This window comes from Niallia sp. M35, assembly GCF_050971705.1.
Classification (GTDB): Bacteria; Bacillota; Bacilli; order Bacillales; family Cytobacillaceae; genus Niallia; species Niallia circulans_A.
On the sequence record NZ_JBPCEP010000012.1, the window covers coordinates 140,972 to 165,211 of the forward strand.

General features: G+C 35.7%; 24 protein-coding genes. 15 read left to right on the plus strand and 9 right to left on the minus strand.

The window, feature by feature from the left end:
* Nucleotides 1-176: 176 nt before the first annotated feature.
* Complete coding sequence (map, locus tag NiCM35_RS17780) at nucleotides 177-929, plus strand: type I methionyl aminopeptidase (protein WP_095330711.1); 753 nt, start codon at nucleotides 177-179, stop codon at nucleotides 927-929.
* A 73-nt stretch (nucleotides 930-1,002) separates the two neighbouring features.
* Here the strand turns inward: map and NiCM35_RS17785 are convergent, their stop codons facing one another.
* Nucleotides 1,003-1,227 carry a DUF1128 domain-containing protein gene (locus NiCM35_RS17785; RefSeq protein ID WP_095330713.1) on the minus strand — a complete coding sequence of 75 codons (225 nt, stop codon included), beginning with the start codon at nucleotides 1,225-1,227 and terminating at the stop codon, nucleotides 1,003-1,005.
* 153 nt (nucleotides 1,228-1,380) lie between these two features.
* On the opposite strand from NiCM35_RS17785, the gene NiCM35_RS17790 reads away from it, so the two are divergent.
* From NiCM35_RS17790 to NiCM35_RS17800, 3 genes are all read left to right on the plus strand, one after another.
* Nucleotides 1,381-1,854, plus strand: a complete 474-nt coding sequence (locus tag NiCM35_RS17790) for a low molecular weight protein-tyrosine-phosphatase (protein ID WP_095330715.1) — start codon at nucleotides 1,381-1,383, stop codon at nucleotides 1,852-1,854.
* A gap of 80 nt (nucleotides 1,855-1,934) precedes the next feature.
* Nucleotides 1,935-2,300, plus strand: a complete 366-nt coding sequence (locus NiCM35_RS17795) for a hypothetical protein (RefSeq protein ID WP_433780339.1) — start codon at nucleotides 1,935-1,937, stop codon at nucleotides 2,298-2,300.
* A gap of 201 nt (nucleotides 2,301-2,501) precedes the next feature.
* Nucleotides 2,502-3,323 (plus strand): YihY/virulence factor BrkB family protein, encoded by an 822-nt coding sequence (locus NiCM35_RS17800; protein ID WP_433780341.1) that lies wholly within the window; start codon nucleotides 2,502-2,504, stop codon nucleotides 3,321-3,323.
* A 1,005-nt stretch (nucleotides 3,324-4,328) separates the two neighbouring features.
* Here the strand turns inward: NiCM35_RS17800 and NiCM35_RS17805 are convergent.
* Together NiCM35_RS17805 and NiCM35_RS17810 are read right to left on the minus strand one after the other, a co-directional pair.
* Complete coding sequence (locus NiCM35_RS17805) at nucleotides 4,329-6,260, minus strand: heavy metal translocating P-type ATPase (RefSeq protein ID WP_095330721.1); 1,932 nt, start codon at nucleotides 6,258-6,260, stop codon at nucleotides 4,329-4,331.
* A 173-nt stretch (nucleotides 6,261-6,433) separates the two neighbouring features.
* Nucleotides 6,434-7,609, minus strand: a complete 1,176-nt coding sequence (locus NiCM35_RS17810) for an MFS transporter (RefSeq protein ID WP_433780343.1) — start codon at nucleotides 7,607-7,609, stop codon at nucleotides 6,434-6,436.
* A 238-nt stretch (nucleotides 7,610-7,847) separates the two neighbouring features.
* On the opposite strand from NiCM35_RS17810, the gene cax reads away from it, so the two are divergent.
* The 3 genes from cax (at nucleotide 7,848) to NiCM35_RS17825 (ending at nucleotide 10,865) form a co-directional block, all read left to right on the plus strand.
* Nucleotides 7,848-8,912 (plus strand): calcium/proton exchanger, encoded by a 1,065-nt coding sequence (gene cax, locus NiCM35_RS17815; protein ID WP_095330725.1) that lies wholly within the window; start codon nucleotides 7,848-7,850, stop codon nucleotides 8,910-8,912.
* 414 nt (nucleotides 8,913-9,326) lie between these two features.
* Nucleotides 9,327-9,941 carry a YczE/YyaS/YitT family protein gene (locus tag NiCM35_RS17820; RefSeq protein ID WP_095330727.1) on the plus strand — a complete coding sequence of 205 codons (615 nt, stop codon included), beginning with the start codon at nucleotides 9,327-9,329 and terminating at the stop codon, nucleotides 9,939-9,941.
* 99 nt (nucleotides 9,942-10,040) lie between these two features.
* The gene (locus NiCM35_RS17825; RefSeq protein ID WP_095330728.1) at nucleotides 10,041-10,865 is read left to right on the plus strand and encodes a YfkD famly protein; all 825 of its coding nucleotides are present in this window, start codon (nucleotides 10,041-10,043) and stop codon (nucleotides 10,863-10,865) included.
* 504 nt (nucleotides 10,866-11,369) lie between these two features.
* Here NiCM35_RS17825 and yfkAB read toward each other — a convergent pair.
* Nucleotides 11,370-12,491 (minus strand): radical SAM/CxCxxxxC motif protein YfkAB, encoded by a 1,122-nt coding sequence (yfkAB, locus tag NiCM35_RS17830; protein ID WP_433780346.1) that lies wholly within the window; start codon nucleotides 12,489-12,491, stop codon nucleotides 11,370-11,372.
* A gap of 193 nt (nucleotides 12,492-12,684) precedes the next feature.
* Between yfkAB and NiCM35_RS17835 the strand changes: the two genes are divergently transcribed.
* Nucleotides 12,685-13,173, plus strand: a complete 489-nt coding sequence (locus NiCM35_RS17835) for a YtxH domain-containing protein (protein ID WP_171509292.1) — start codon at nucleotides 12,685-12,687, stop codon at nucleotides 13,171-13,173.
* 163 nt (nucleotides 13,174-13,336) lie between these two features.
* Here the strand turns inward: NiCM35_RS17835 and NiCM35_RS17840 are convergent, their stop codons facing one another.
* Entirely contained in the window at nucleotides 13,337-14,122 is a 786-nt protein-coding gene (locus NiCM35_RS17840) for a tyrosine-protein phosphatase (RefSeq protein WP_371472403.1), read from the minus strand.
* Between the two features lie 231 nt (nucleotides 14,123-14,353).
* Between NiCM35_RS17840 and NiCM35_RS17845 the strand changes: the two genes are divergently transcribed.
* The 6 genes from NiCM35_RS17845 (at nucleotide 14,354) to NiCM35_RS17870 (ending at nucleotide 19,853) form a co-directional block, all read left to right on the plus strand.
* Entirely contained in the window at nucleotides 14,354-14,959 is a 606-nt protein-coding gene (locus tag NiCM35_RS17845) for a TetR/AcrR family transcriptional regulator (RefSeq protein ID WP_123258891.1), read from the plus strand.
* 151 nt (nucleotides 14,960-15,110) lie between these two features.
* Nucleotides 15,111-15,296, plus strand: a complete 186-nt coding sequence (locus tag NiCM35_RS17850) for an SE1561 family protein (RefSeq protein WP_047941711.1) — start codon at nucleotides 15,111-15,113, stop codon at nucleotides 15,294-15,296.
* Nucleotides 15,297-15,482: 186 nt separating this feature from the next.
* The gene (locus NiCM35_RS17855) at nucleotides 15,483-17,021 is read left to right on the plus strand and encodes a fumarate hydratase (protein WP_095330740.1); all 1,539 of its coding nucleotides are present in this window, start codon (nucleotides 15,483-15,485) and stop codon (nucleotides 17,019-17,021) included.
* A gap of 94 nt (nucleotides 17,022-17,115) precedes the next feature.
* Complete coding sequence (gene pdaA / locus NiCM35_RS17860; protein WP_433780348.1) at nucleotides 17,116-17,937, plus strand: delta-lactam-biosynthetic de-N-acetylase; 822 nt, start codon at nucleotides 17,116-17,118, stop codon at nucleotides 17,935-17,937.
* 86 nt (nucleotides 17,938-18,023) lie between these two features.
* On the plus strand, nucleotides 18,024-18,890 hold the full coding sequence (locus tag NiCM35_RS17865; RefSeq protein ID WP_217279733.1) for a DNA-3-methyladenine glycosylase family protein: 867 nt from the start codon (nucleotides 18,024-18,026) through the stop codon (nucleotides 18,888-18,890).
* Between the two features lie 90 nt (nucleotides 18,891-18,980).
* Nucleotides 18,981-19,853 (plus strand): YitT family protein, encoded by an 873-nt coding sequence (locus tag NiCM35_RS17870; RefSeq protein ID WP_095330742.1) that lies wholly within the window; start codon nucleotides 18,981-18,983, stop codon nucleotides 19,851-19,853.
* A gap of 45 nt (nucleotides 19,854-19,898) precedes the next feature.
* Here NiCM35_RS17870 and hmpA read toward each other — a convergent pair whose 3' ends face one another.
* Entirely contained in the window at nucleotides 19,899-21,107 is a 1,209-nt protein-coding gene (gene hmpA / locus NiCM35_RS17875) for an NO-inducible flavohemoprotein (protein WP_341123912.1), read from the minus strand.
* Between the two features lie 170 nt (nucleotides 21,108-21,277).
* Here hmpA and NiCM35_RS17880 point away from each other — a divergent pair, with 170 nt between their 5' ends.
* Nucleotides 21,278-21,736, plus strand: coding sequence for an RrF2 family transcriptional regulator (locus tag NiCM35_RS17880; protein WP_433780351.1), 459 nt, complete (start codon nucleotides 21,278-21,280; stop codon nucleotides 21,734-21,736).
* A gap of 80 nt (nucleotides 21,737-21,816) precedes the next feature.
* Here the strand turns inward: NiCM35_RS17880 and NiCM35_RS17885 are convergent, their stop codons facing one another.
* The 3 genes from NiCM35_RS17885 to NiCM35_RS17895 all read right to left on the minus strand — a co-directional run bounded on the left by NiCM35_RS17885 (nucleotide 21,817) and on the right by NiCM35_RS17895 (nucleotide 23,991).
* Nucleotides 21,817-21,957 carry a hypothetical protein gene (locus tag NiCM35_RS17885; protein ID WP_163184888.1) on the minus strand — a complete coding sequence of 47 codons (141 nt, stop codon included), beginning with the start codon at nucleotides 21,955-21,957 and terminating at the stop codon, nucleotides 21,817-21,819.
* 206 nt (nucleotides 21,958-22,163) lie between these two features.
* Complete coding sequence (locus NiCM35_RS17890; protein ID WP_433780353.1) at nucleotides 22,164-23,351, minus strand: YhgE/Pip domain-containing protein; 1,188 nt, start codon at nucleotides 23,349-23,351, stop codon at nucleotides 22,164-22,166.
* 55 nt (nucleotides 23,352-23,406) lie between these two features.
* Nucleotides 23,407-23,991 carry a TetR/AcrR family transcriptional regulator gene (locus NiCM35_RS17895; protein WP_095330750.1) on the minus strand — a complete coding sequence of 195 codons (585 nt, stop codon included), beginning with the start codon at nucleotides 23,989-23,991 and terminating at the stop codon, nucleotides 23,407-23,409.
* Between the last annotated feature and the right edge of the window lie 249 nt (nucleotides 23,992-24,240).

Consider the following 24,240-nt stretch of genomic DNA (forward strand, 5'->3'; position numbering starts at 1 on the left):
TATAGGCTCTTTTTTTGTGTTAATCTTAAGAAGAGAATAGTTGTTTTTTTTGCTGCAATCAACTCATAATGTTAAGATAGCATACTTAATGAACCGCTAATATAAAAAGAGGAATAGACAAAATTCTATTTGTGTTCATTCTTAGCGGTAACTTTAGATAGGAAGAAGGCTTGGACATGATTGTATTAAAATCAAAACGAGAAATTGAACAAATGAAGAAGGCTGGTGAGATTCTAGTTGGTTGTCATAAAATGATTGCCAAGATGATTAAACCAGGTATTACTACTTTGGAAATTGATCAAAAGGTGGAAGCTTATTTAGCAGAAATGGGAGCGACTCCCGAACAAAAAGGATACCGAGATTATCCATATGCAACTTGTGCTAGTATAAATGATGAAATTTGTCACGGTTTCCCAAGAAATGAGCCTCTAAAAAAGGGAGATATCGTAACCATTGACATGGTTGTTAATTATAATGGAGCATTGGCTGATTCTGCATGGACATATGCAGTTGGAGAAGTATCAGCTGAATTGCAAAAACTGATGGATGTTACAAAAAAAGCCCTCTATATAGGTATTGAACAGGCGAAGGTTGGCAATCGCATCGGGGATATTGGATTCGCTATTCAACAATATGTGGAAGAACACGGTTTTTCTGTTGTGAGAGATTTTATCGGACATGGCATTGGAAAAGTAATACATGAAAAACCAGAAGTACCTCATTTTGGTTTAGCTGGTAAAGGGCCACGTATCAAAGAAGGAATGGTATTTACAATTGAGCCAATGGTCAATATGGGTGATTATAAAATGAAAATGGATAATAATGGATGGACAGCGAGAACGATAGATGGGAAGCACTCAGCACAATATGAGCATACCATTGCCATCACAAAAGAAGGTCCTGTTATTCTTACAGATCAAGATGCTTAAGGGGATATTTTGTCGATCTTATGGCATTTAAAAAAATCAGTGGGCATCCACCCACTGATTTTTTAAAATCAAGTTATTGTTTTCGCAAGTTTCCAAGCTCTTCAGCGAGTGCCTGCATTTCATTTGGACTAAAGGAGTCTCGTTTCATCACATGATCATAAATTTCTTTAATGTCATCATATAGATCTTCATCAAAATGGGTGGATTTAATGGCACCTATGTTTAATACTTTTAATTTTTCTTTTATCTTTTCAATCATGAAATTCACATTTTCTGTTGTTTTATTATCTAAATTCATACCTTTCCCCTTTCTTGGACAATAAAGTTGTTCTATTCATCTTTTCATGCAAACATAGAAATGTCAATATAGAGGTATATGATTAAATAAAGTGCTTTTTGCGAACTGGTAAGTAAAAAAAGTATGTAAATAGAAAAATGGAGGAAAATAAAAATGAAAATACGTGTTTTATTTATTTGCTTAGGAAATATTTGTCGTTCGCCTATGGCGGAGGCGGTATTCCGTGACCTAGTCGAAAAGGAAGGATTGCAGAAGACTATTATTTGTGATTCTGCCGGAACTGGCGGATGGCATACTGGAAATCCGCCTCACCAGGGAACAAGAGATATTCTTAAAGTAAATAAAATCAAGGATGCAGGTATTTTTGCCCGTCAATTGGCGGATAAGGATTTAGAAGAATTTGATTATCTAATTGCAATGGATAACAGTAATATAGCGAATATCAAAAAGCTTAATGAAATGTTAGTCGGCACAAAAGTCCGTTTATTAATGGATTATACAGACCATGCTGCGGGAAAGGAAGTACCAGACCCATATTATACCGGCAATTTTGAAGAGGTGTTTGCCTTAGTGAAGGATGGCTGTGAAGGTCTGTTACGAGAGATTAAACAAAAATATTCCTTATAGGCAATAAGAGCCATCCTTCAAGCCTGTTTTAGAAATGGTGCTGTAATAGCCAAAATAACTAATTTGGAGAGGTGGCAGGGATGATGAAAATGAGTATAACAAAAGGTCTTTTTATCGGCAGTCTTATTGGAACAGCAATCAGCTTATTTGATAGACATACAAGACAACATGCAGTAACAACTTTACAGCATGCGAAAGATACTGTAACAGATTTAGATCAAATGACATCTAGTTTGAATCTGACTTCCGAAAAAATAAAGAATTCAGCCCTGAAAATTTCGGACGATGCTGCATTTGTTAAAAAACAGTTAGAAGAACTAAAAGGAATAACACCAGTCGTAGCAGGTATTATCCGAGATACAAAGGAAGCTTTCACAAGTGGAAAAATGAGAAATCAGGAAAGAACGCTTGTTTCCAGCATGCAATATTTACCTAAGCCAGAATAGCCTGTAAGAATGCTTTAACAGGGATAGCAGCCTATGTCCCCCTCTCTTTATTTGAAAAGAGGGATGCATTTAGGCTGCCTTCCATTACATACCATGAGTACAGAAAGAGCTAATGTCTTTTCTATTTAATGGACAGGTTTTTATTTACACAATAAAGGGCAATAGACATACATAAAAGAACTGTTAGGACGGTGATTTTGTATGGGAGACGTAATTCCATTTATAAAGGTTCTTATCAAGAAAATTCAACAAGATAATGTATTTGATCTGGCAGCCCAATTATCCTATTATTTCCTTTTGTCAATTTTCCCATTACTTATTTTTGTGATGACACTTCTTCCGTATCTTCCTATTACGAAGGAAGACTTATTAGGATTAGTGGAGGGTTTTGCTCCAGGAGATATTATGAATACGATTGAATCCAATATTGATCAGGTGCTAAGCAGAAATGTTAGTTTATTATCCTTTGGTATCATTGCGACAATATGGTCTGCTTCAAACGGATTAAATGCTATCGTAAAGGCATTAAATAAAGCGTATGATGTGGAAGAAACAAGATCTTTTATAGTTGCAAGAGGAATGTCTATTTTACTGACACTTGGAATGATTGCTGTAGTAGTAGTTGCTTTGCTATTGCCAGTATTTGGAGAACAAATCGGGATGTTTTTATTTTCCCAATTTAACTTAACGGATGAATTTTTATCTTTGTGGAATACTTTAAGGTTTCTTGCATCCCCAATCATTTTATTTATTGTGTTTCTTGCTCTTTATTGGATTGCACCGAATAAAAAACTAAAATGTGTTTCCGCTATTCCAGGAGCCATTTTCGCTGCAATTGGCTGGGTAGTCGCTTCTTTAGCCTTCTCTTATTATGTAGGGAACTTTAGTAATTATTCGGCAACATATGGAAGTATTGGAACAATTATTGTTCTAATGATTTGGTTCTATATAACAGGCATTATTATTATTATTGGTGGCGAGATTAATGCTTATTTCACGGAAAGAAAGAAAGAACCTTGTTAAGTGTATCCGTTATTTACCTCTATAAAAAAAATGCAAAAGAACAAACTATTAGAGGGGAAACATTTAATAAAGGGGGAATTTAAAATGACAAAACATACAAAAAAAGATGGCGGAACAAAACAAAAAGGGAAAAGTAAGCCAAAGCATAAAACATCTGGTTCTGCCAACGGATCAAACGGCTACCATTAACCAAAAGGCCTTCAAAGATACACTTTGGAGGCCTTTTTGCTTGGCGTAATAAAGGATAGCAATATAAATTGGGAAAATTAGCTAGTTTGTGTTTGGTCCATTAATTCCTTTTGGTAACAATGTTAGCAGTGACGAAAACAGTGTGGGGGAATTAATGATGACTCATATACAGCTTAGCCAATTAAATGGTTCTCTTATAAAAAAATCACTAATTGGGCTGGGGAATAGTGGATAATTGAATATATCTGGCCAATCGAGCAAGAGAATTAGCTGAAAAGTAAAAATATCAGCCAACCGGAAGGAGGAATCAGCCAAAACTAGAAAATATCAGCCAACCGGAAGGAGGAATCAGCCAAAACTAGAAAATATCAGCCAACCGGAAGGAGAAATCAGCCAAAAGCAAAAAATATCAGCCAACCGGAAGGAGAAATCAGCCAAAACCAAAAAATATCAGCCAACCGGAAGGAGAAATCAGCCAAAAGCAAAAAATATCAGCCAACCGGAGGGAGGAATCAGCCAAAAGCAAAAAATATCAGCCAACCAGAAAGAGAAATCAGCCAAAACCAAAAAATATCAGCCAACCGGAAGGAGGAATCAGCCAAAACTAGAAAATATCAGCCAACCGGAAGGAGGAATCAGCCAAAAATAGAAAATATCAGCCAACCGGAAGGAGAAATCAGCCAAAAGCAAAAAATATCAGCCAACCGGAGGGAGGAATCAGCCAAAACCAAAAAATATCAGCCAACCGGAAGGAGAAATCAGCCAAAATCAAAAAATATCAGCCAAACATGTATCCCATTCCTCCCGCCGAGTTGCTTATCCTTTTAATAACCGCAAGCTATTTAAAATAACCAAGATGGTGCTGCCCTCATGTCCAATAACGCCAAATGGAAGGGCAACGATTTGCAAGAAGTTGGAAATAATTAATAGCATAATGACCGAAATAGAAAAGATAATATTTTGTTTAATAATTCGATTCATCCGTTTAGATAGTTGAATAGCATCAGCAATTTTAGGTAAATCATTTTTCATTAAGACGACATCTGCCGTTTCTAAGGCAACATCTGTACCTTCCCCCATGGCAATGCCGACATTTGCTGTGGCGAGAGCTGGTGCATCATTAATTCCATCCCCTACCATTGCCACGATTTCATATCGCTCTTTTAACTCTTTAATAGAGGTTACTTTCTTTTCTGGTAAGCATTCCGCAATATAGTCCTCTACATAGCTTTCTTGGGCAATGGCTTTTGCTGTTTTTTCATTATCTCCTGTCACCATAACCGTATAAATACCATTTTCTTTTAAGCGGTTAATAGCTTCTTTTGATTCTTCTCTTACAATATCCTTTAATGCGATTAACGCAATCACATCTGCATCTTTTTTAATAAATACAGTGGTTTTTCCTTCTTCTGATAACTGATCATATTTTCCTTCTTGGAAAGCCTTTGCTTCCTTTTCTCCTACAAAAGCAGCTTTTCCGATCCGCCATTCGCTGTTATTCAAAAGGGCGGTCACACCCCAGCCTGAATTATCTTGAATGCTCTCTGGCTGGGGGAATGTCTCTTGATACTTATGCTTAGCGTATTGGACAATTGCTTTTGCAAGTGGATGATTTGAATGGCTTTCAATGCTAGCTGTTATTTGAATGATTTCTTTCTTTGAAAAATGACGATCAACCAGGACATCAGTTACAACCGGTTTTCCTTTTGTTAATGTTCCTGTTTTGTCAAAGGCAATTGCTCTTATATGGGCAAGGTTTTCTAGGTGAACGCCACCTTTAAAAAGAATACCAGCTCTTGCTCCATTCGAAATCGCTGATAAGGTGGCTGGCATAATGCTTGCAACTAAGGCACAAGGAGAGGCCACGACTAAAAAAATCATTGCTCGATAAAAAGTTTCATTCCAAGACCACCCTAATAGGAAATGGGGAAGGAACATTAATAGGACAACAACAGTTAACACAATTTTGACATACGCACCTTCGAACTTTTCGATAAAGGCTTGCGAAGGGGATTTCTCACTTTGTGCTGATTGAATCAATGTAATAATTTTTTGGAAAAGAGTTTCATCTGCATGTTTTGTCAGGGTGACGGTAATGGAGCCACTTATATTTACGGTTCCGGCAAAAACTTCATCATTGATCCCCTTAGATAATGGGATAGATTCGCCTGTGATAGCTGCTTCATCAATTGCTGTAGTTCCTTTTATAATCTTTCCATCCACAGGTACTCTTTCACCTGGTTTAATTAAAATGATATCGGAGACAGAAAGAGCAGATACTGGAACCACTTGCTCTTGGCCATCAGGCAGGATTCGCACCGCTTCTTCTGGCTGTAATTTCATCAGGGCAGATATTTCTTTGTTGCTCTTATTCATTGTATAAGTCTCTAATGCTCCGCTTACAGCAAAAATAAATATTAATATCGCTCCTTCCGCCCAATATCCTATAATAGCAGAACCAACTGCAGCAAAAATCATGAGCATTTCGACATTTAATTCTTTATTTTCAATAGTTTCGCTGATTCCCTCTTTCGCTTTTGCATACCCTCCAATCACAAAAGCAAGTAAGTAGGCAAGAATAGACATAGAAGAATAATGAAAATGATGTAAAATCCAGCCGCCAACAATGAATACTCCGCTTATCCCTGCAGCAATAAGTTCGAGATGAGGAGATAGTTTGGCAAATAGAGTTGGCTTTGCTTCTACCTTTGTTTCGATATAGGTTTTTAATTCTGTTTCTGTAGACATCGTTTTTTCCTCCTTTGTTAATCATTCTTATTGAGAGCGAGAATCAAGTTCAACACCCTTAAAAAACACGAAAGCTGCCACCTAGTAGGTGACAGCATAAATACCGAATTAAAATAATTTTTTTATATTTAGTTGTATAAGCTGATTTTACCACATATTGTATGCGCAAGGTATTATTTTGCTTCTGCTAAATATTGATTTTTCACTTCTTTTTTCCCGAAAAGGAAAATAATCAAACCAACAATAAATAAGATAGCAGCAATCACTACAAAATAGCTTATATGCTGGAAATACTGAATAAACACCCCGCCCAAATATGGACCAATGAGACTCCCAACACTAAAGGCCATTCCACAAAGAAGATTTCCAGTCGGTAGAAGATTAGTTGGAACTAAATCGGTCATATAGCTAATACCTAGTGAGAAGGTAGAGCCAACTGCCATTCCGGCAAGGAAGAGACAGATGATCAGGCCAATTAAATAAGCTTCTAATAGGCTTGCGAAAGAAAAGCAGGCAGTACCAATAATTAAAATCGTTATAAGTGTCTGTCTTCTGCCAAATTTATCACTAATCATTCCTAAAGGAAGCTGAAAGACAATAGCTCCTATCGAAAAGGCGGTAAGCAAGAGAGAAATCTGGACGACACTTAATTCAATTCTTAATCCATACACAGGAAAACTAGAGTTTAAGCTTGATTCTAAGAATCCATAGGCAAGCGGTGGAAGAAAAGCAATCCATGCATACTTCATGGCACTAGAAAAGCGTTTCATTGTATCGAGAAATGAATTGGTTTCAACTGTTTGTTCTGGAAAATCATTTTTAATCCAGAGAATAAAGATCCATGCGATAAAGCACATAATAGATGAAAGAATAAATGGCAGCGACTCATTTATTTTTACTAATGGTGTTAACAATGGTCCCACTGCAAATCCAATCCCAAAGAATACACCGTATAGTGAAATATTGCGTCCGCGTTTCTCCTTTGGTGAAGCGGTAGTAATCCATGTTTGGGTTGCAAAATGGAGAGAGTGATCTCCAATTCCAATAAATAAACGAAGAAGGAACCAGAACCAAAAGGATTTCCACGCTGGAAAAAGTGCTAGTGCGACAATAACAACCAACCCGCCAAAAATGATAACGGGTTTATACCCATATTTACGCAAGGGATGTTCCATAAAAGGAGAGATTAGCAGAATCCCTATATAGAGTCCGACTGCATTTAAGCCATTTAAACTGGAAGAAAGACCATCATTTTCAAAAATAACAGCTATTAATGGAAGCAGCATTCCTTGACTAAATCCAGAAATACTGACAATGCTAATTAGTACGGCAAATTTTTTACTGTTCATAATATACTCCCTTATTTCTTACATTGTGTCTATATTTAGTCTCCCTAAATGATGTTAAAGGGGATTGAACAGTATTGCAATAGATTTTTTAGAGAAATAAGAATATTATTTTTCTTATGATAAAACAGTAACATTTCTTAAAAACTGGTTATATTTAGGGAAAGTAGCTGTATAATAAGTTTAGCCTCCAGTTGGATGGGAAAATATATGAAGATGATAGGAGAAAGGAAGCGAAAAAATGGTTAATAAAATATTTATGATAGCAGCATTTATTGGAGTTCCATTATCGATAATAGGTTCCTTGTTACATTGGTCAAGCATTCTTATGTTTGTTATTTACTGTCTTACCATCATCGCGTTATCAAGTTTTATGGGAAGAGCAACAGAAAGCTTAGCAATTGTCGCTGGCCCTCGAATTGGTGGATTGCTAAACGCTACTTTTGGTAATGCCGTAGAATTAATAATTGCTATATTTGCTTTACGTGAGGGATTAACAGAAGTAGTGTTAGCATCCTTAACTGGATCTGTGTTAGGGAATCTATTGCTGGTAGCAGGATTGTCCTTTTTTATCGGCGGGCTAAAGTATAAGAGACAGCAATTTAATGTTTTTGATGCTCGTCATAATTCAGGACTGCTGATTTTCGCAGTTATTGTTGCATTTGTAATTCCAGAAGTTTTTACGATGAATATGGGTGAAGGAAAAACACTTTCCTTAAGCATTGGGATCGCTATTATATTGATTGTATTGTATTTAGCAGCACTTTTATTCAAATTAGTAACTCATCGCGGAGTTTATCAAGTGGAAAAGAGTGGAGACCACGGTCATGCTCATGAGGAAATTCCAGAATGGTCTGTGAAAAAAAGTATTGCTATTTTGGCGATTGCAACACTAGCAGTTGCTTATGTATCAGAAAACCTAGTACATACTTTCGAGGTAGTTGCAGAATCATTTGGCTGGTCTGAGTTATTTATCGGGATCATTATTGTGGCGATTGTAGGAAATGCGGCCGAACATGCTTCTGCTGTCGTAATGGCATACAAGAACAAGATGGACATAGCGGTTGAAATTGCGATTGGTTCAACGTTGCAAATTGCGATGTTTGTGGCACCGTTATTAGTATTAATTTCCTTGTTTTTCCCGAGTGGAATGTCATTAGTCTTTACGTTGCCAGAACTTATTAGTATGGTAACAGCTGTATTGCTAATGGTAAGTATTTCAAATGATGGAGAGACAAACTGGTTTGAGGGAGCTACCTTACTGGCAGCTTATGCGATTATGGGAATTGGGTTTTATTTGCTTTAAGAAACATAATTTAGAAATAACAAGGCCTAGCCGTTTTCTTTACAACGGCTAGGCTTCTTTTTCTTTATTCACCTCTTTATTTTTCGATAATAAATTTTAAGTATTCGTTGATTTAAATATGTTGTTTAGGGATTCTATCATGTCGCTTCCATCGGATCACCAACCTCTTTTCCTTTTGTAATATGGATTACATTCTGATTGATGAATATTCAAAGGTTTATATTGTCCTCCTTTACTAAAATACAAGCGATCTAAATAGCTGCCCTCCTTTTATTTGATGATCTTATTATACAATAATATTTAATAAATGTAAATATTCTGATTATTTATTTTTAAGAATAACGGACAAGTTTTAAGTTAGGTAAGCATATGAATGAAAGAAAGAGGATGGTTGGAGAAAGGGGATATACAGGTATGTCGTCATTTTTTTATCGATGCCTTTTGTATGTAGTCGGGCTTTTTATATTAGCGTTTGGGGCAACGTTGACTATTAAGGCAAATTTAGGAGCTGGTCCTTGGGATGCTCTTAATGTAGGTTTGTCTCATTTGGTTGGATTAACAATAGGAAGCTGGATTGTTATTATAGGTATCATCCTTATATTTGTTAACGCTTTACTTTTACGCAATAAACCAAATTTATTATCTCTAGCAACCGTGTTTATTCTTGGTTTTTTTGTTGACTTTTGGATGGCACATCTTGTTAATCGTCTTCATTATTTTATGTTTATGAGTCAATTACTTTTACTTATTGCCGGATTAATTATTGTGGGTCTCGGGATTGCTCTCTACTTACAGTCTGAATTTCCTTTAAATCCCATTGATGATTTTATGGTTACCATTCAGGAGAGATATGGAGTCAATCTTATGGTGGCTAAGCTAATTGGAGAAATACTTGCTTTATTGTTCGCTTTTTTAGTAAAAGGACCTATTGGGCTTGGTACCTTAATCATTGCTTTTGGACTTGGTCCAGCTATTCAATTTTTCCATCCATACTGTTCTAAGCTGACGGGGAAATTTGTAATAAAATAGAAGGAAAGAAAAAAATTATTTTTAAATGGATAATCTCGATAAACTCCGAAAAAAATAATCATAGTGATGGATGATTATTTGAAGGGAGTTCAACTTGCTATGTACAAGAAAATAATGATTGTGCTTATATCTTTTTTCTTAATGCTGCCAATGTTCACGTATGCGGAAAAAGCAAAAGAAAAAGAAAAAGAAGAAAATCCACGGAAATCCAAAATTATTACCATACCTAATGCAGTTATGAATATAACGAAGGAAAATACGTATCCAAACCCAACACAGGATGTACCTAAGCTACAACCTAGTGAGTTAACACAGCAGCTTATTAATTCTTCTAAAGTGAAAATCGATAATCCAGACTTGATTCGTATGCTGAATGAATCCACGGTTAATAGTACGCCATTTGCTCTTGGCTATAAAGCCATTGTGTATTTAGGCCAATGGCCGCTTAACTATGAATCAACAGAAACAGCGCCAAATTGGGAGTATCAGAAAATAAACACCAATTTCTATGATAATCGTGGTGGAAAATCATCCTATCAGATCCATTATGTGCAAGAATCACAGAAAAAAGTAAGAGGCGGCTTAACTGCAAAAATTCCCAATGCAGAACAAGTAAAGAAAATGATGCTTGTAAAAGCAGCTCAAAATTCAGGGTTATCTCTCGCATTTGAAACAGTGGTTGGAACAGGAACGAAAAAGGATCAAGTATACAATATCCCAGCTAAAAGACTAGGGTATTTATATGGCTATGCACCTGCAGTTAATGAAAAAGGAAAAGTGACATATGGTGAAGTATACATGATGCTTAAAGGAAGCAAAAAATCCATTATAGTCAAAAATGTAACTTCTCAAGGAATTGGTGCATGGATTCCTGTCCAAGATCATGTTTCCTTTGAATTCAGCGCAAGCGAAAAACCGAAATAAATAAATGGTGAAAAGACTGACTATGGATGTCAGTCTTTTTTGTTAGAGAAGGTGTTGTGGGAAACAGAAATAACAGAAGTGAATCGGAGAAAGTGGCTTTTTTATGGAGGATGAAAGCTAAACGAGGAGGGGATAATTGGAAAAAATGGTGTTCATAAGAGAAATGAAAACCAAAAGAAGGTAAGCTAAGCGGAAAAGAGGTGTTCATAAGAAGGATGAAAGCAAGAAAAGCGGAGAGGAAAGAGAAAAATGGTGTTCATAAGAGAAATGAAAACCAAAAGAAGGTAAGCTAAGCGGAAAAGAGGTGTTCATAGGAAGGATGAAAGCAAGAAAAGCGGAGAGGAAAGAGAAAAATGGTGTTCATAAGAGAGATGAAAGCCAAAAAGAAAAACAGCATTTCTCCTTACCGCAAACTTATACCAATAGTACAAAATCATCATGCAAAAAACTCCCACAACGCACAATAAAAAGTGTCCATCAACTATCAATGGACACTACTTTTGATTATCGACTAATTACTGCATTTCTTTTTGTAAAATCTACATCTTGATAGTAACTGTTTTTTACAAGGACATTTGGTCCAAGGCATTTAACAGCAGGACAATGACAGTTTAGTGAACGAGCTAAATCAGTGGAAAGCCATTTTTGGAAGATATCCTCTAAATTATCTGTTTGAATATTACCAAGAGCTGGAGTGTCACCGAAATCAGTAACGATTACATCGCCAGTAAAAATATTTACGTTTAAACGAGAACGACCATCTGGATCATTTCGAACTGTTACGTTTTTGCTAGAATAAAGGCGGTTTAATAACTGTAGGTCTTCTTCTTTCGTATTACATGGATAAAACGGAAGGGTACCGAATAGCATCCACACATTTTCATCGCGAATATCAAGAAGGTGATTGATGCTGTCACGAATTTCGTCTAGTGATAATGTTTCTAAAGCAGAAGCAAAATCTGATGGGTACATAGGGTGAATTTCGTGTCTTTGACATTTCATCTCTTCAACAATTTGCCAGTGGATATGCTCTAAATATGGGAGTGTACGCTTATTTAGCATGGTTTCGGCAGAGACAACCACCCCAGCTTCTACTAAAGCTCTACTATTTGTAATAATGTTGTTAAATAGCTTCCCTCTTTGTTCATAAGTTGGTTTTCTAGCCATCATCGCAAAACCTCGTTCTGCAAATTCCTCTTCTGTTCCCCAGTTATGAGAAATATGCAGTACATCTAAATACGGAATTACGGGTTCATAACGATCCAGACCTAGTGTTAAATTTGAATTTAACTGTGTTTTTACTCCGCGACTATGTGCATATTTAAAAAGAGGGACAACATAGTTTTCTACAGATTTTCGGCTCATCATTGGCTCTCCGCCAGTAATACTTAGTGAGCGTAAATGCGGAATATCATCCAGTTTTTTTAGTAATAAATCAATCGGTAAAGCATTCGGGTCTTTTGGTTGAAGAGTATAACCAACAGCACAATGCTCGCAGCGCATATTACATAAGGTTGTTGTAGTAAATTCAATGTTAGATAAGGTTAATTTTCCATGCTGCTCCATATCCATATAAGCTTCCCAAGGATCAATGCTTGGAGAAATTATGTTTTTTTCAGTAATCATCATAAGCTCCTTTATAAAATAAATAGTTAAACTATATCTATGTGTAAAAAAGGTATAGAATGCTTTTTTCATTGTTAGGGATATAAGGCCCCTTGTCATTATTAAAGGAAAAATCCTATCTGTCAAACGTTTTTGTTTAAATATTGCGTAGGCGGGAAAAGAATCTTTAACGAGAAGAAGGGAGATGAATGATATGTCTAATGCAGCAAATCAAGGAAATAAAATTGTAACAGGCTTAGTAATTGGAAGTGTCATTGGTGTCACAGTTTCTCTAATTGATCCAGCTACAAGAAAAAGAACGATGCAGAAATTCGAGAATATAAAAGATGGAAGCACTCGCATTGTTCAGAGTTATAAAGATAACCCAGATGAATTTAAAAAGGATTGGAAGGAAAGATTCCATCGTTCCTCTGATGCCATGAAAGCTATTACGAATGATACCCAGAGATTGTACAAGCAGATTCAATCCACTGTGCGTGAGCGTTCCAAGGACTTAAAAGAAATTACAGAGGATTTCAAACAACTCTACTTTCAAACAAAGAGACAATATAATCAAATTACGAACAAGATAGCTACAACGAAAGATCAAATAATTGAATCATCAGAAATGAAAGAAGGAACCCAGCTTCCTGCTGTTAGAGAAGATATGGAGGTAAAGGAAAAGGGGACAGTCCTACAATAATGTAGAGAAAAGGAGCATCTTAAGTCTTAGAAGATGCTCTTTTTATGTAGCGTTGTCTTCTTTTTAATAAACTTGCTGGGTAGAAAGTTAAGCAAATCACCAATTAAATTATCTCTAAACCCATCTTCACATGTAATGCCTCTATATTAAAGATCATAACTTTCTATTCAATTAATAATTGTTTGAGCTTGTCTAAATTGCTTTGAGGAATATTACAAGCCACCAGAAGATATGTTTCTATGTTTCCGTACTCCTCGATGATTTTACTATATACGTCTTCTAAGTAATCACGTTGAACCTCTAGCATGGGCTTTAATCGTTCTGGTGATACTTGAAACAAACTCATCCATCTAATAAAGTTTTCGACTTTCTTCATACGAGCAGCTATTAACTGATTTGATACTAGATACTCGTTTATAACCGCCTCATATGGGACACCCACAAGTAATTGAATAATTGCTGATATAAAGCCAGTTCGGTCTTTTCCTCCTGTGCAATGAATCAGGGCAGGAATATTTTGCTGGTTTGAAAGAAAGATAAGAATTTCGCGAATTTCCTTATGACAGCCAAAGGCCATATGTTCATACATTTCTTTCATGATCTTTTCAAAATCAATGGTATTTGACTTGCTAACTAGAAATTTAAAGAATTCAAGACGGGTAAATTCTCGGCTTTTATCATGGATGGATACATTTAATAATTGAATTTTTTTTCCGGTCGGGATACGACTTACCTTTGATTTTTGTTCATTAGGTGTTCTTAAATCACAAATGGCTTTTATATTCAATTTATCGAAGGTTTCCAAATCTTTGTTGGATAACTTAGATAACTCTTCTGAACGAAATAAAACACCAGCTTTCATTTTGCGCCCGTCACTGGTTGTCATACCGCCAATATCACGAAAATTATATAATTTTTCAAATTCAAATGCTTTTTCTAAGGTCTTCATTATCATCTCTCCATCTTTATTTTCAATATTGAAAGAGGGGGAATGGATCTAACAATGAATTTCCCCTCCGTTGCCATCTCTTTATATGAACAAAAAAGGTCTTATAGTCATATAAATTCAAAAATATGCTATTACTTATTTACTTTTATTTACAAAGAGATTAAGATAAGTATAAACATTATGTGACTAAATGTCTATAAAAAGTCATAAAATATTAAAAGGAGATTTGTCATGCCTAAATTTACAAAACAAGAAAAAGAGCATATTCATCGTTCCCTTATGGAAAAAGGAAGAGAAATTTTTATACAGTATGGACTGGCAAAAACAACTATTGATGATATTGTGCAGGCATGTGGGATTGCTAAGGGCTCTTTCTATAAGTTCTTTCAATCTAAAGAGGAGCTTTATTTTGAAATTCTCAAAAATGAAGAAGAAGTACGTGAGACAGTTCTTGCTGAATTATTTCGTGAAGATCTCTCTTCAAAAGAATTGCTAACTTCATTTTTTCATACATCTTTTACATTTGTTGAGGAAAATCCTTTTCTTCAGCGTGTTTTTCAGAGTGATGAACATGAAAGACTTACAAGAAAACTTCCGGAACAGATGGAGGAGTTCTCGCGGATACATACTCAAAGAGGAATCAACGCTATTAAAACTCTCATGGACCGTGGAGTCTTACCTAAAGAGAATCCAGAATTAACGGTAGGAGTTATCCAAGCGATTATGATGATAAGATTGCATAAAGATGAAATAGGAACAGAGCTTTTTCCTAAAGTGATGGATAGAATTATCGATTATATAGCAACAGGGTTAGGGAAGGAAAGTTTCAATAAATAAACAGAAAGGAGCATCTTGACTGGATGTTTCTTTCTTTTTCCGCTATGAATGTGTAAAAAAATAATACCTGTGCAAAGCTAAAAAGACGAAGGTTGCCGAAAGAAGAAAAATTCGTTACGATTAAGAAGTAGTTTTGAAAGGAGAGAATACATTGGGTAGTTCAATTACAGATAAAAATGAGCAAGTTACTTTTCTAAAGACAAGATTAAATATGTTTATGGATGTGCTAGATGCAATTGATCCAGAAGAAGCTGAACTAGAGGATATTGATCGCTTAATTGAAATGATAGATGAAATTGAATCAAAATGTAATGAGTTTAAACATAGAGATTTATAAGATTGCGCTGCTTGGATGGAGAAAATCATCCAGGCTTTTTTGTTGTTTTTTCGGAATATTTCTGTAAACGATTGCAAATCACTTCTCTATCGCCGAAGAGAAGAGTATAATTTTTTATAGGGAGTATTTGTATGTAACAAAAAATGTGCAAGGTTGCCTTGCGCTTTTCAAATGAGGGGGAGAAGCATGTATTTTGAAAATTTGAAGAAGAGTATTTACGATTTAATTGTAGAAACATCGACCAATCTTCCAAAAGATGTGCGACGTGCAATTGCGAAAGCTACTGCATCAGAAAATGCTGGGACTCGTTCGGCGATGAGTTTAGCGACCATTACGCAAAATATTGGGATGGCGGATAAGGAAGTCTCACCTATTTGCCAAGATACAGGGCTGCCAACATTTAAAATAAAAACACCTATTGCTGTCAATCAGCTAGATATAAAAGCAGCTATTTATGAAGCAATGGAGCTTGCAACGAAAAATGGGAAGCTCAGACCAAACTCTGTTGATTCACTTACAGGCGAAAATAGCGGGAATAATTTAGGGGCAGGGACACCTGTCATAAAGTTTGAACAGTGGGAAAAGGATTATATCGATATTCGTTTAATTTTAAAAGGCGGAGGCTGTGAAAATAAAAATATTCAATACAGTCTTCCATGTGAATTAGAAGGGCTTGGCCGTGCTGGGCGTGATTTAGACGGAATTCGCAAATGTATTCTTCATTCTGTATATCAAGCACAAGGGCAAGGCTGTAGTGCAGGTTTCATTGGAGTCGGTATCGGTGGAGACCGTTCTGCAGGATATGATTTAGCGAAAGAGCAGCTATTCCGCTCTGTCGACGATACAAATGATATTCCAGAATTAGCGGCGCTAGAAGCGTATATCATGGAGAATGCGAATAAACTAGGAATTGGTACAATGGGATTTGGCGGGGAAACAACGCTGTTAGGCTGTAAAATTGGCGTGATGAACCGTATTCCAGCTAGCTTCTTTGTATCTGTTGCTTACAATTGTTGGGCATTCCGTCGTTTGGCTATCTCCGTAAACCCTGATACAGGGGAAATTAAGGAATGGCAATATCAAGAAGGAGATAAAATTGATTTCAAAGCAGAAACGGAAGACAATGAAGTAGCGGCAGCAGAGGAAGTTATTACTCTTCAAGCACCAATTAGTGAAGAGGAAATCCGCCAATTAAAAGTCGGAGATGTTGTCCAAATTAATGGAATGATGTATACAGGGCGAGATGCGATCCATAAATATTTAAGTACAAATGAGGCTCCAATTGATTTAAATGGACAAATTATTTATCATTGTGGGCCAGTTATGCTCAAAGATGAAGAGGGAAATTGGCATGTGAAGGCTGCTGGACCGACAACAAGTATTCGGGAAGAGCCTTACCAAGGGGATATCATGAAAAAATTTGGCATTCGCGCAGTGATTGGAAAAGGCGGTATGGGTGCTAAAACATTAAAGGCATTGGAAGAGCATGGCGGTGTGTACTTAAATGCCATTGGCGGAGCGGCCCAATATTACGCAGATTGCATTAAATCGGTAGAAGGTGTAGACCTAATGCAGTTTGGAATTCCTGAAGCGATGTGGCATTTAAAAGTAGAGGGATTTAAAGCCGTGGTGACAATGGATGCACATGGTAATTCTCTTCATCAAGATATTGAAATGTCCTCTTTAGAAAAATTAGCGCAATTTAAAGATCGTGTATACAAATAAATTTGGTGAGAACGGCTAAAAGATTAGCCGTTTTTTTCTTTGCTTGTTATTACCAAGAATGAATTCCTCCAGTGTACAGAAAATAACAAAAGGAATGAACGGTAAAGGAGGAATTACATTGAAATTAGCAATCAAAGCGTTTATTTGTTTTTCTGCTTTTTGTTTATTTGCCCTTCCTGTTGTAGCGAGTGTATCCAATAAACCACAAAGCTGGGGATTCAAAAAGGCAGCAAATGAACAACCAGCAGAAGCAGGACCAGAGTTAGATGCTTTACTAGAAAAGTATGGTGCTTATTATAAAGATACAAGTGAAGATAAGGTGCTTTATCTAACCTTTGATAATGGCTATGAAAATGGGTATACAGGGAAAATTCTTGATGTTCTAAAAAAAGAAAAGGTACCTGCAACGTTTTTCATTACTGGTCATTATTTAAAAAGTGCTCCAGATCTTGTTAAAAGAATGGCTGCGGAAGGTCATATTATTGGGAACCATTCCTACCATCATCCAGATTTTACCCAAGTTAGTGATGAAAAGTTAAAACAGGAGCTTGATTCCGTTGTGAAAGAAACGGAATTACTAACAGGGAAAAAGGGAATGACTTATTTACGTCCCCCGCGTGGTGTTTTTAGTGAGAGAACATTAAAGCTTGCTCAAGAGTTAGGATATACACAAGTGTTCTGGTCATTAGCCTTTGTAGATTGGAAGACCGACCAGCAAAAGGGCTGGAAGTATAGCTATGATAATATAATGAAACAAGTTCATCCGGGCTGTATTTTATTGCTTCATACTGTTTCAAAAGATAACGCAGAAGCGCTGGAACAAGCAATTAAAGATTTGAAAAAAAGAGGCTATACTTTTAAAAGCTTAGACGATTTAACACTGAAGAAAGAAATGGATGAAGGGATCATGCATTAAGAATGGTAAGCATGCCCAATTAGAGATTTTCTTCTCTTGATTGGGCTTTTTCATGCTATAATACAAGAAAAAAACAGGTGATCACCTTGCATACCATTAAAATTGAAGGACCTTATAATTTTGATCTCGTATTGAGCAGATTAGCCTTAGATCCACTACATGTACTGGATAAAGAAGCAAGATGGGTCAAAGTACCACTTCGTATCGATAACAAACCAATCGTGGTGAAGATACAAGCAACTGGAATAACGGAAAAACCAACATTTCGCTTAGAATGGGAGGAAATAGATTCCTCTTTGCATGACCTCATTTATAAAGAAATCCGCAGAATTTTCCGGTGGGATGAATCCTTGCTCGCCATTCATGAACATTTTCAAGCAACCAAATTAAAGCCGCTCTTTGAGGAGCATTATGGAACACCGATTGTATTAGATTTTCATCCTTACAACAGTTTAGTAAAGTGTATAATCCATCAGCAGCTAAACCTAAAGTTTGCCTTCACCTTAACCCAGCGTTTTGTGACTACATATGGTTTTCAAAAAGATGGTGTCTGGTTTTACCCAGCACCAGAAACAGTAGCAAAGCTTACCGTCCAAGAATTGCGTGAGCTGCAATTTAGTACAAGAAAAGCAGAGTATATTATCGATCTTTCCAATGAAATAATAAAAGGTAATTTAGATCTCGCTAGTTTAGAAAAAAAGTCTGATGACGAAATTATGAAAGAATTAATCCGCTTTCGAGGAATTGGGCAATGGACGATTCAGAATCTATTGTTATTTGGATTAGGAAGGAATAATCTTTTTCCCATTGCGGATATAGGGATTCAAAATGCGTTGAAAAAGCTTTTACAATTGGATAAGAAGCCGACAAAAGAAGAAATGGAAGCTTTGCTCCCGGAATGGCATCCATATTTAAGCTATGCATCCCTTTACCTATGGAGAAGCATTGAGTAGCTCTTTAGCCTTATCTTTAGTTGTTAACAATTAACTATGGTAAAATATAAATAAGTTGATTATTTAAATAGTTTGAAACGAGGAAAGTAAATGGAGAAAAAGACACAGAAAAAACAAAAGAAGCTTCTTAAGGCTTCAAGAGCATTATTAGTTATTATTGGAGGAATTATCACGGGATATGGACTGGAAGCAGTGCTTATTCCCAATGCAGTCTCCGATGGAGGGGTTACTGGTTTAAGTATCGTTGGTTCTCAGTTAATGGGATTTCCCCTTGGAATTTTGATTGGGATATTAAATATTCCCTTTATATTTTTAGGATATAAACAGATAGGAAAAAGTTTTGCTATATATTCGGTTATCGGTATACTCTCCTTAGCAATTAGTACAAGCTTAATGCACCATGTCCCGACCATCATTGAAGGAGATACACTTCTAATAACGGTTGTTGGTGGGATTATCATTGGTTTTGGAATGGGTTTAGCCTTGCGTAATGGTGGAGCATTAGATGGAATCGATATGTTAGCTGTATTACTTTCAAGAAAGTTACCATTCGGAACAAGTGACTTAATCTTATTTTTAAACTTGTTTGTATTTATTTTCGTATCTACCGTATTTGGTCTCCAAGGAGCTATTTTATCCGCGATTGCATACTTCATTGCCTCTAAAGTAATCCACATTGTAGAAGAAGGGTTAAGTGGATCCAAAACGTTTAAAATTATTACAGATGAGCCGGAAATAATGGTTGAAACCATTCGTGACCGCCTAGGTCGTAGTGCCACTTATACACTTGCAGAAGGTGGATACTCGAATGAACCATTTAAAGAAATTACATGTGTAGTCAGTCGCATGGAAGAAAGAAAAATGAAAGAAATTATTCATGAATTAGATCCGACAGCATTTGTCGCTATTTATGATGTATCAGAAGTAAAAGGCGGTAACTTTAAGAAACGGGATATCCATTAATAGAAAAAAAGCCAGTTGTCAGCGGACAAATGGCTTTTTTCTTTCTTATAACTTCATAGAAGGACCAAAGAATTCATAATGAATCTGACTATCATCAACCCCATTTGCTTTTAACCCTGTTATCACTGCTTGTAAAAATGGAACTGGGCCGCAGACATAGTAATGTCCATCTGCTGTGATGGCATTCTCTTTTAGCCAGTCAGCATCAATATAGCCAGCTTTTTGGAAGAAAGGATTTAGCTTATCTTCTTCAGAAGGATTTTCGTATATATAGGAAAGGTTGAAATTCGCAATTTTTTCTTTCAGTTGGATTAATTCCTCTTTGAATGCTTGAACGGAACCACTTCTTGCAGAATGAATAAATTGTACCTCGCGATCTGGCTGCTCTTTTGCAATAGTTCCTACCATGCTCATAAATGGGGTGATACCAACACCACCACTAATAAAAACAATCTGGCTTTCTTCTTTTAAAAGGGTGAAGTCACCAGCTGGAACGGTAACTTCTATTAGATCATCAACATCAATATCGCTATGAAGATAATTAGAAACTTTGCCGTCCGGATTTTCTACTGACGCTTCCTTTTTAACGGAAATACGGAAATATTCTTTATTGCTGGCACATGATAGGCTGTACTGACGGTTAAATAAGAATTTTTCCCCGGGAATGGATAAGCGGATGGTAATGTATTGACCAGCTTCATAGGCTGGCAATGAACTGCCGTCAGCTGGAGCTAAATAAAAGGACGTAATAACATCACTTTCTTTTATCTTCTTCATCACTTTAAATTCTTTATAATCAGCCCAGCCGCCATTTTTAGAAGCACTTTCTTCATACATTTCTTTTTCAATATCAATAAATACTTGGGCAATGACACCATAAGCATCAGCCCATGCTTGGATAATTTCATCAGTAGCAGCATCTCCAAGAACTTCTTTAATCGCTTTTAAAAGAAATTCCCCGACGATTGGATAGTGCTCGGCTTTCACCATTAAACTGCGGTGTTTGTGGGCGATTTGCTTTACAACTGGTATAATAGTCTCAAGCTGATCAATATTTTGTGCTGCTGCTAATACGGTATTAGCAAGAGCGGTTTGCTGGCGTCCTCGTGCTTGATTAGCATGATTAAAAATATTCAGCAGTTCAGGGTGTGCAGCAAACATATTTTTGTAGAAAACAGTAGTTATTTGTGTACCATGTACTTGTAATACTGGTACAGTAGATTTAATAATGTCAATTGTTTTTTGTGATAGCATTTTTATAACCTTCTTTTAAAGTAATATTTTAAATACATCTTTAATGATAAAAGTCTGTCTGGATAAAAGCAATATTTCAAATACATCTTTTTCACTGTTTTTAACATGTTTAACAAAATGTTCACATTTTCACTATTAGAACCGTAAAAATAGCAAAAGGAGATAGGGTTATGCGGTTAACTAACTATTCTGACTACTCTCTAAGAGTATTAATCTACTTGGCAACAAAAGAAACACCAAAACTGACAAATATCAAAGAAATATCCGAAGTTTATAATATATCGAAAAATCACTTGATGAAGATTATTTTCAATCTCGGAAAATTAGGCTATATAGAAACAATCAGAGGGAGAAGCGGTGGTTTTCGTTTAGCAATGGATCCAGCAGAAATCAATATTGGCGCACTTATCCGCCAAACTGAGGAAAACTTCTATTTGGTAGAATGTTTTGAGGATAAAAATGCCTGTGTCATTACGCCGGTATGTTCATTAAAGCATGTTCTAAATAATGCATTGGAACAGTTTTTTAAAGTATTGGACCAGTATACACTAGCAGATATAGCAGAAAATCAGGTGATGTTAAAAGAGTATTTTGCTCTGAAAAATAAAGAAAGTTCAGAAGAAGAATAATCTGCTTTTTTTGAAAATGCATATAAGAAAAAAGGCTGAACATCGGGATCAGCCTCTTTCTTATTTCTATATTCATGTTCTTATTCTTTTGTTTCGTTCTCTGCTGGTGTTTCTGTTTTGGTATCTTCCTTTTGGTCATCTTTTTGGTCAGAGCAGCCAACTAACATTCCTGTAAAAAGTAAAGCAGTCATCATTCCCAATGTTAACTTCTTGAAATTCAAAAGAATCACCTCAACAAAGTAATTTTTCGTACTACCTTAGTATAGAAAAGGATTATTAATCTACTATTAAGCCAATGCTAAATCATGTAATGAATTTCAGTTCCATATACCTAAGGAATGTAGTTTTTATTAGCTGGAAAGGGGGATATTTTAGGAAGCTTTTTCAGTGCTAATGCTGTTTTGAATACCTAGTTTGTAAAACAGTCTTATTGACTCACGACACTATTTGTAGAAACGCTTTTTTTTAGTAAAGCAATTCTAAACAATGCTACAAAAAGGGTTACAGTTGATACGATTAGCAGAGCCATCATCTCAGTTGTTAAACTCTTTCCTCCAAAAATCAATGAATAATAGCCATTTGAGGCATATGTTGCCGGTAAATAGGAACCAATCGTCTGATAGAAGCTGGATAACATCGCTTTTGGAATAATTACTCCTGAAGTAACAAGCTGCAATGAAAGGACAAGGATGTTAAATAACATGCCACCTGGTCCAAATAAAATAACAAACATCTGTGTCAAGCTTAAGAAAGAAAAATAGACAAAAATTTGAAATATTCCTGACTCCATTATAGATATGTGTAATTCAATATTAAATATAGCAAACAATAATAATGTGATGCCAGATAAAAGAATGGATGCACCTATATTAATGATTTGTCTTACTAAGAATATCGACCATTTATTATAATTGCTTTTTATTTTTGATGAAACAATATTCATATTAAGACTCATAATCATAGAGCCTACATATGAAGCAAGTACCATCATCATCGGCACCATAGTAGGAGCAAATCCATCAACATTATTCGTCTTTTCTACAGTTGTTTGAACAGATTGGATGTTTAAAGATTCCAAAGCTTGAGAAATTCCCTTTGAAAATTCTTGTGCGAGCTCATTTGATGGTATGTTTTTTCCTAATTGCTCCTGTAAGTTTGACAGAATAAGTTGTTGTTTATAATTATAAACATTTTCATTAATGGATTGAGTAATATTCTTTGCTGCTCCATCCATTATTTGTTTTGCCAAAGTAGCGTTTCCTTGGTTAATGAAATAGTTAATTTCCGGTTTCCCATTTTCTTGTAGTCGACTAGAGAAGATTGCAGGGATATGCATTACCATATCTAGTTTTGATTGATTCATATCTTTTTTTGCAGAATCAATCGATTGGTACATTTTCACTTCAAATGGTACATTTTTCACCACTTTTTTTTCAATCATGGAACCTATTTGTTGGTCTTCATTAACTAAACCAATTTTCAGTTTGTCGATCCGATTATTAACGCCATCATATGCTGTCATCCATACACAGAAGAAAATTAATAGGAATGCAACCGCAGTGGAAATACCAATAATAGTTTCAGGATGTTTAAAAAATTGTTTTAATGTTTTCATTTAAATTCCCCTTTTTAAAGCAAGTACATGCTTGCATTTATAGTATAAAAAATTACTAGGGTGTTAATCCCCTAGCAAAAAGATAAACACTGTGTTTTATAAAATCCTTTTTTGAACTTGAAATGACACTGTCACCAAAGCGAGATTTTGAAAGAAAGTAGCCGAAATTCAGCCAGATAAAATTCATCGCTTGAAAATCAATATCTGTATCCACTATCTTGCCTCTTCTATTCATCTCATTAAAGTATAATACCATCATTTCTTTTAATTGCTTTGGAATGTTAACAATCGTTTCATTAAGTTCGGGAAACATTTGCGCTTCTCTCATACCAATCATAATTAAATCTTTAACTTTTTCCATATACGTAAGGTAGCCCTCTGCGATTACCCACAAATCTTGTTCAAGATCCCAAACCATTTGTTCATTAATAACTTTTTCTAACATAGGGTGATAGGATACTGATTGAATAGCTGCTTCCATAATCCCCTTTTTATTTCCAAAATGGCGGAAAATTGTTACTTCATTTACTCCTGCTTTTTCGGCAATGGCGCGGGTCGTTGTTCCTTTATATCCATAATCACGAAATAGCTCAATAAACGCTTGAATGATTCGATCTGATGTACTATTTATTTTTTCCATATCCCATCCAACTTCCAAAAATGAATGTAAGTAATTACTTGCGTTATTTAGAATAGCTTAGAATTATCTACATGTCAATACCTTAAGGGATGGTTGACAGTAATTATTTTATAGCTGCCTCAGGAGTTTTCGTTAAAAAAGCAACTATTACAATATTTTTGCAATAGTTGCTTCACTTGTCATTAAGCTATTTACCTGAGGAATTATAGTTTTTATTAGCTGGAAATCTTTTTCAGCTTCTGGGAATAA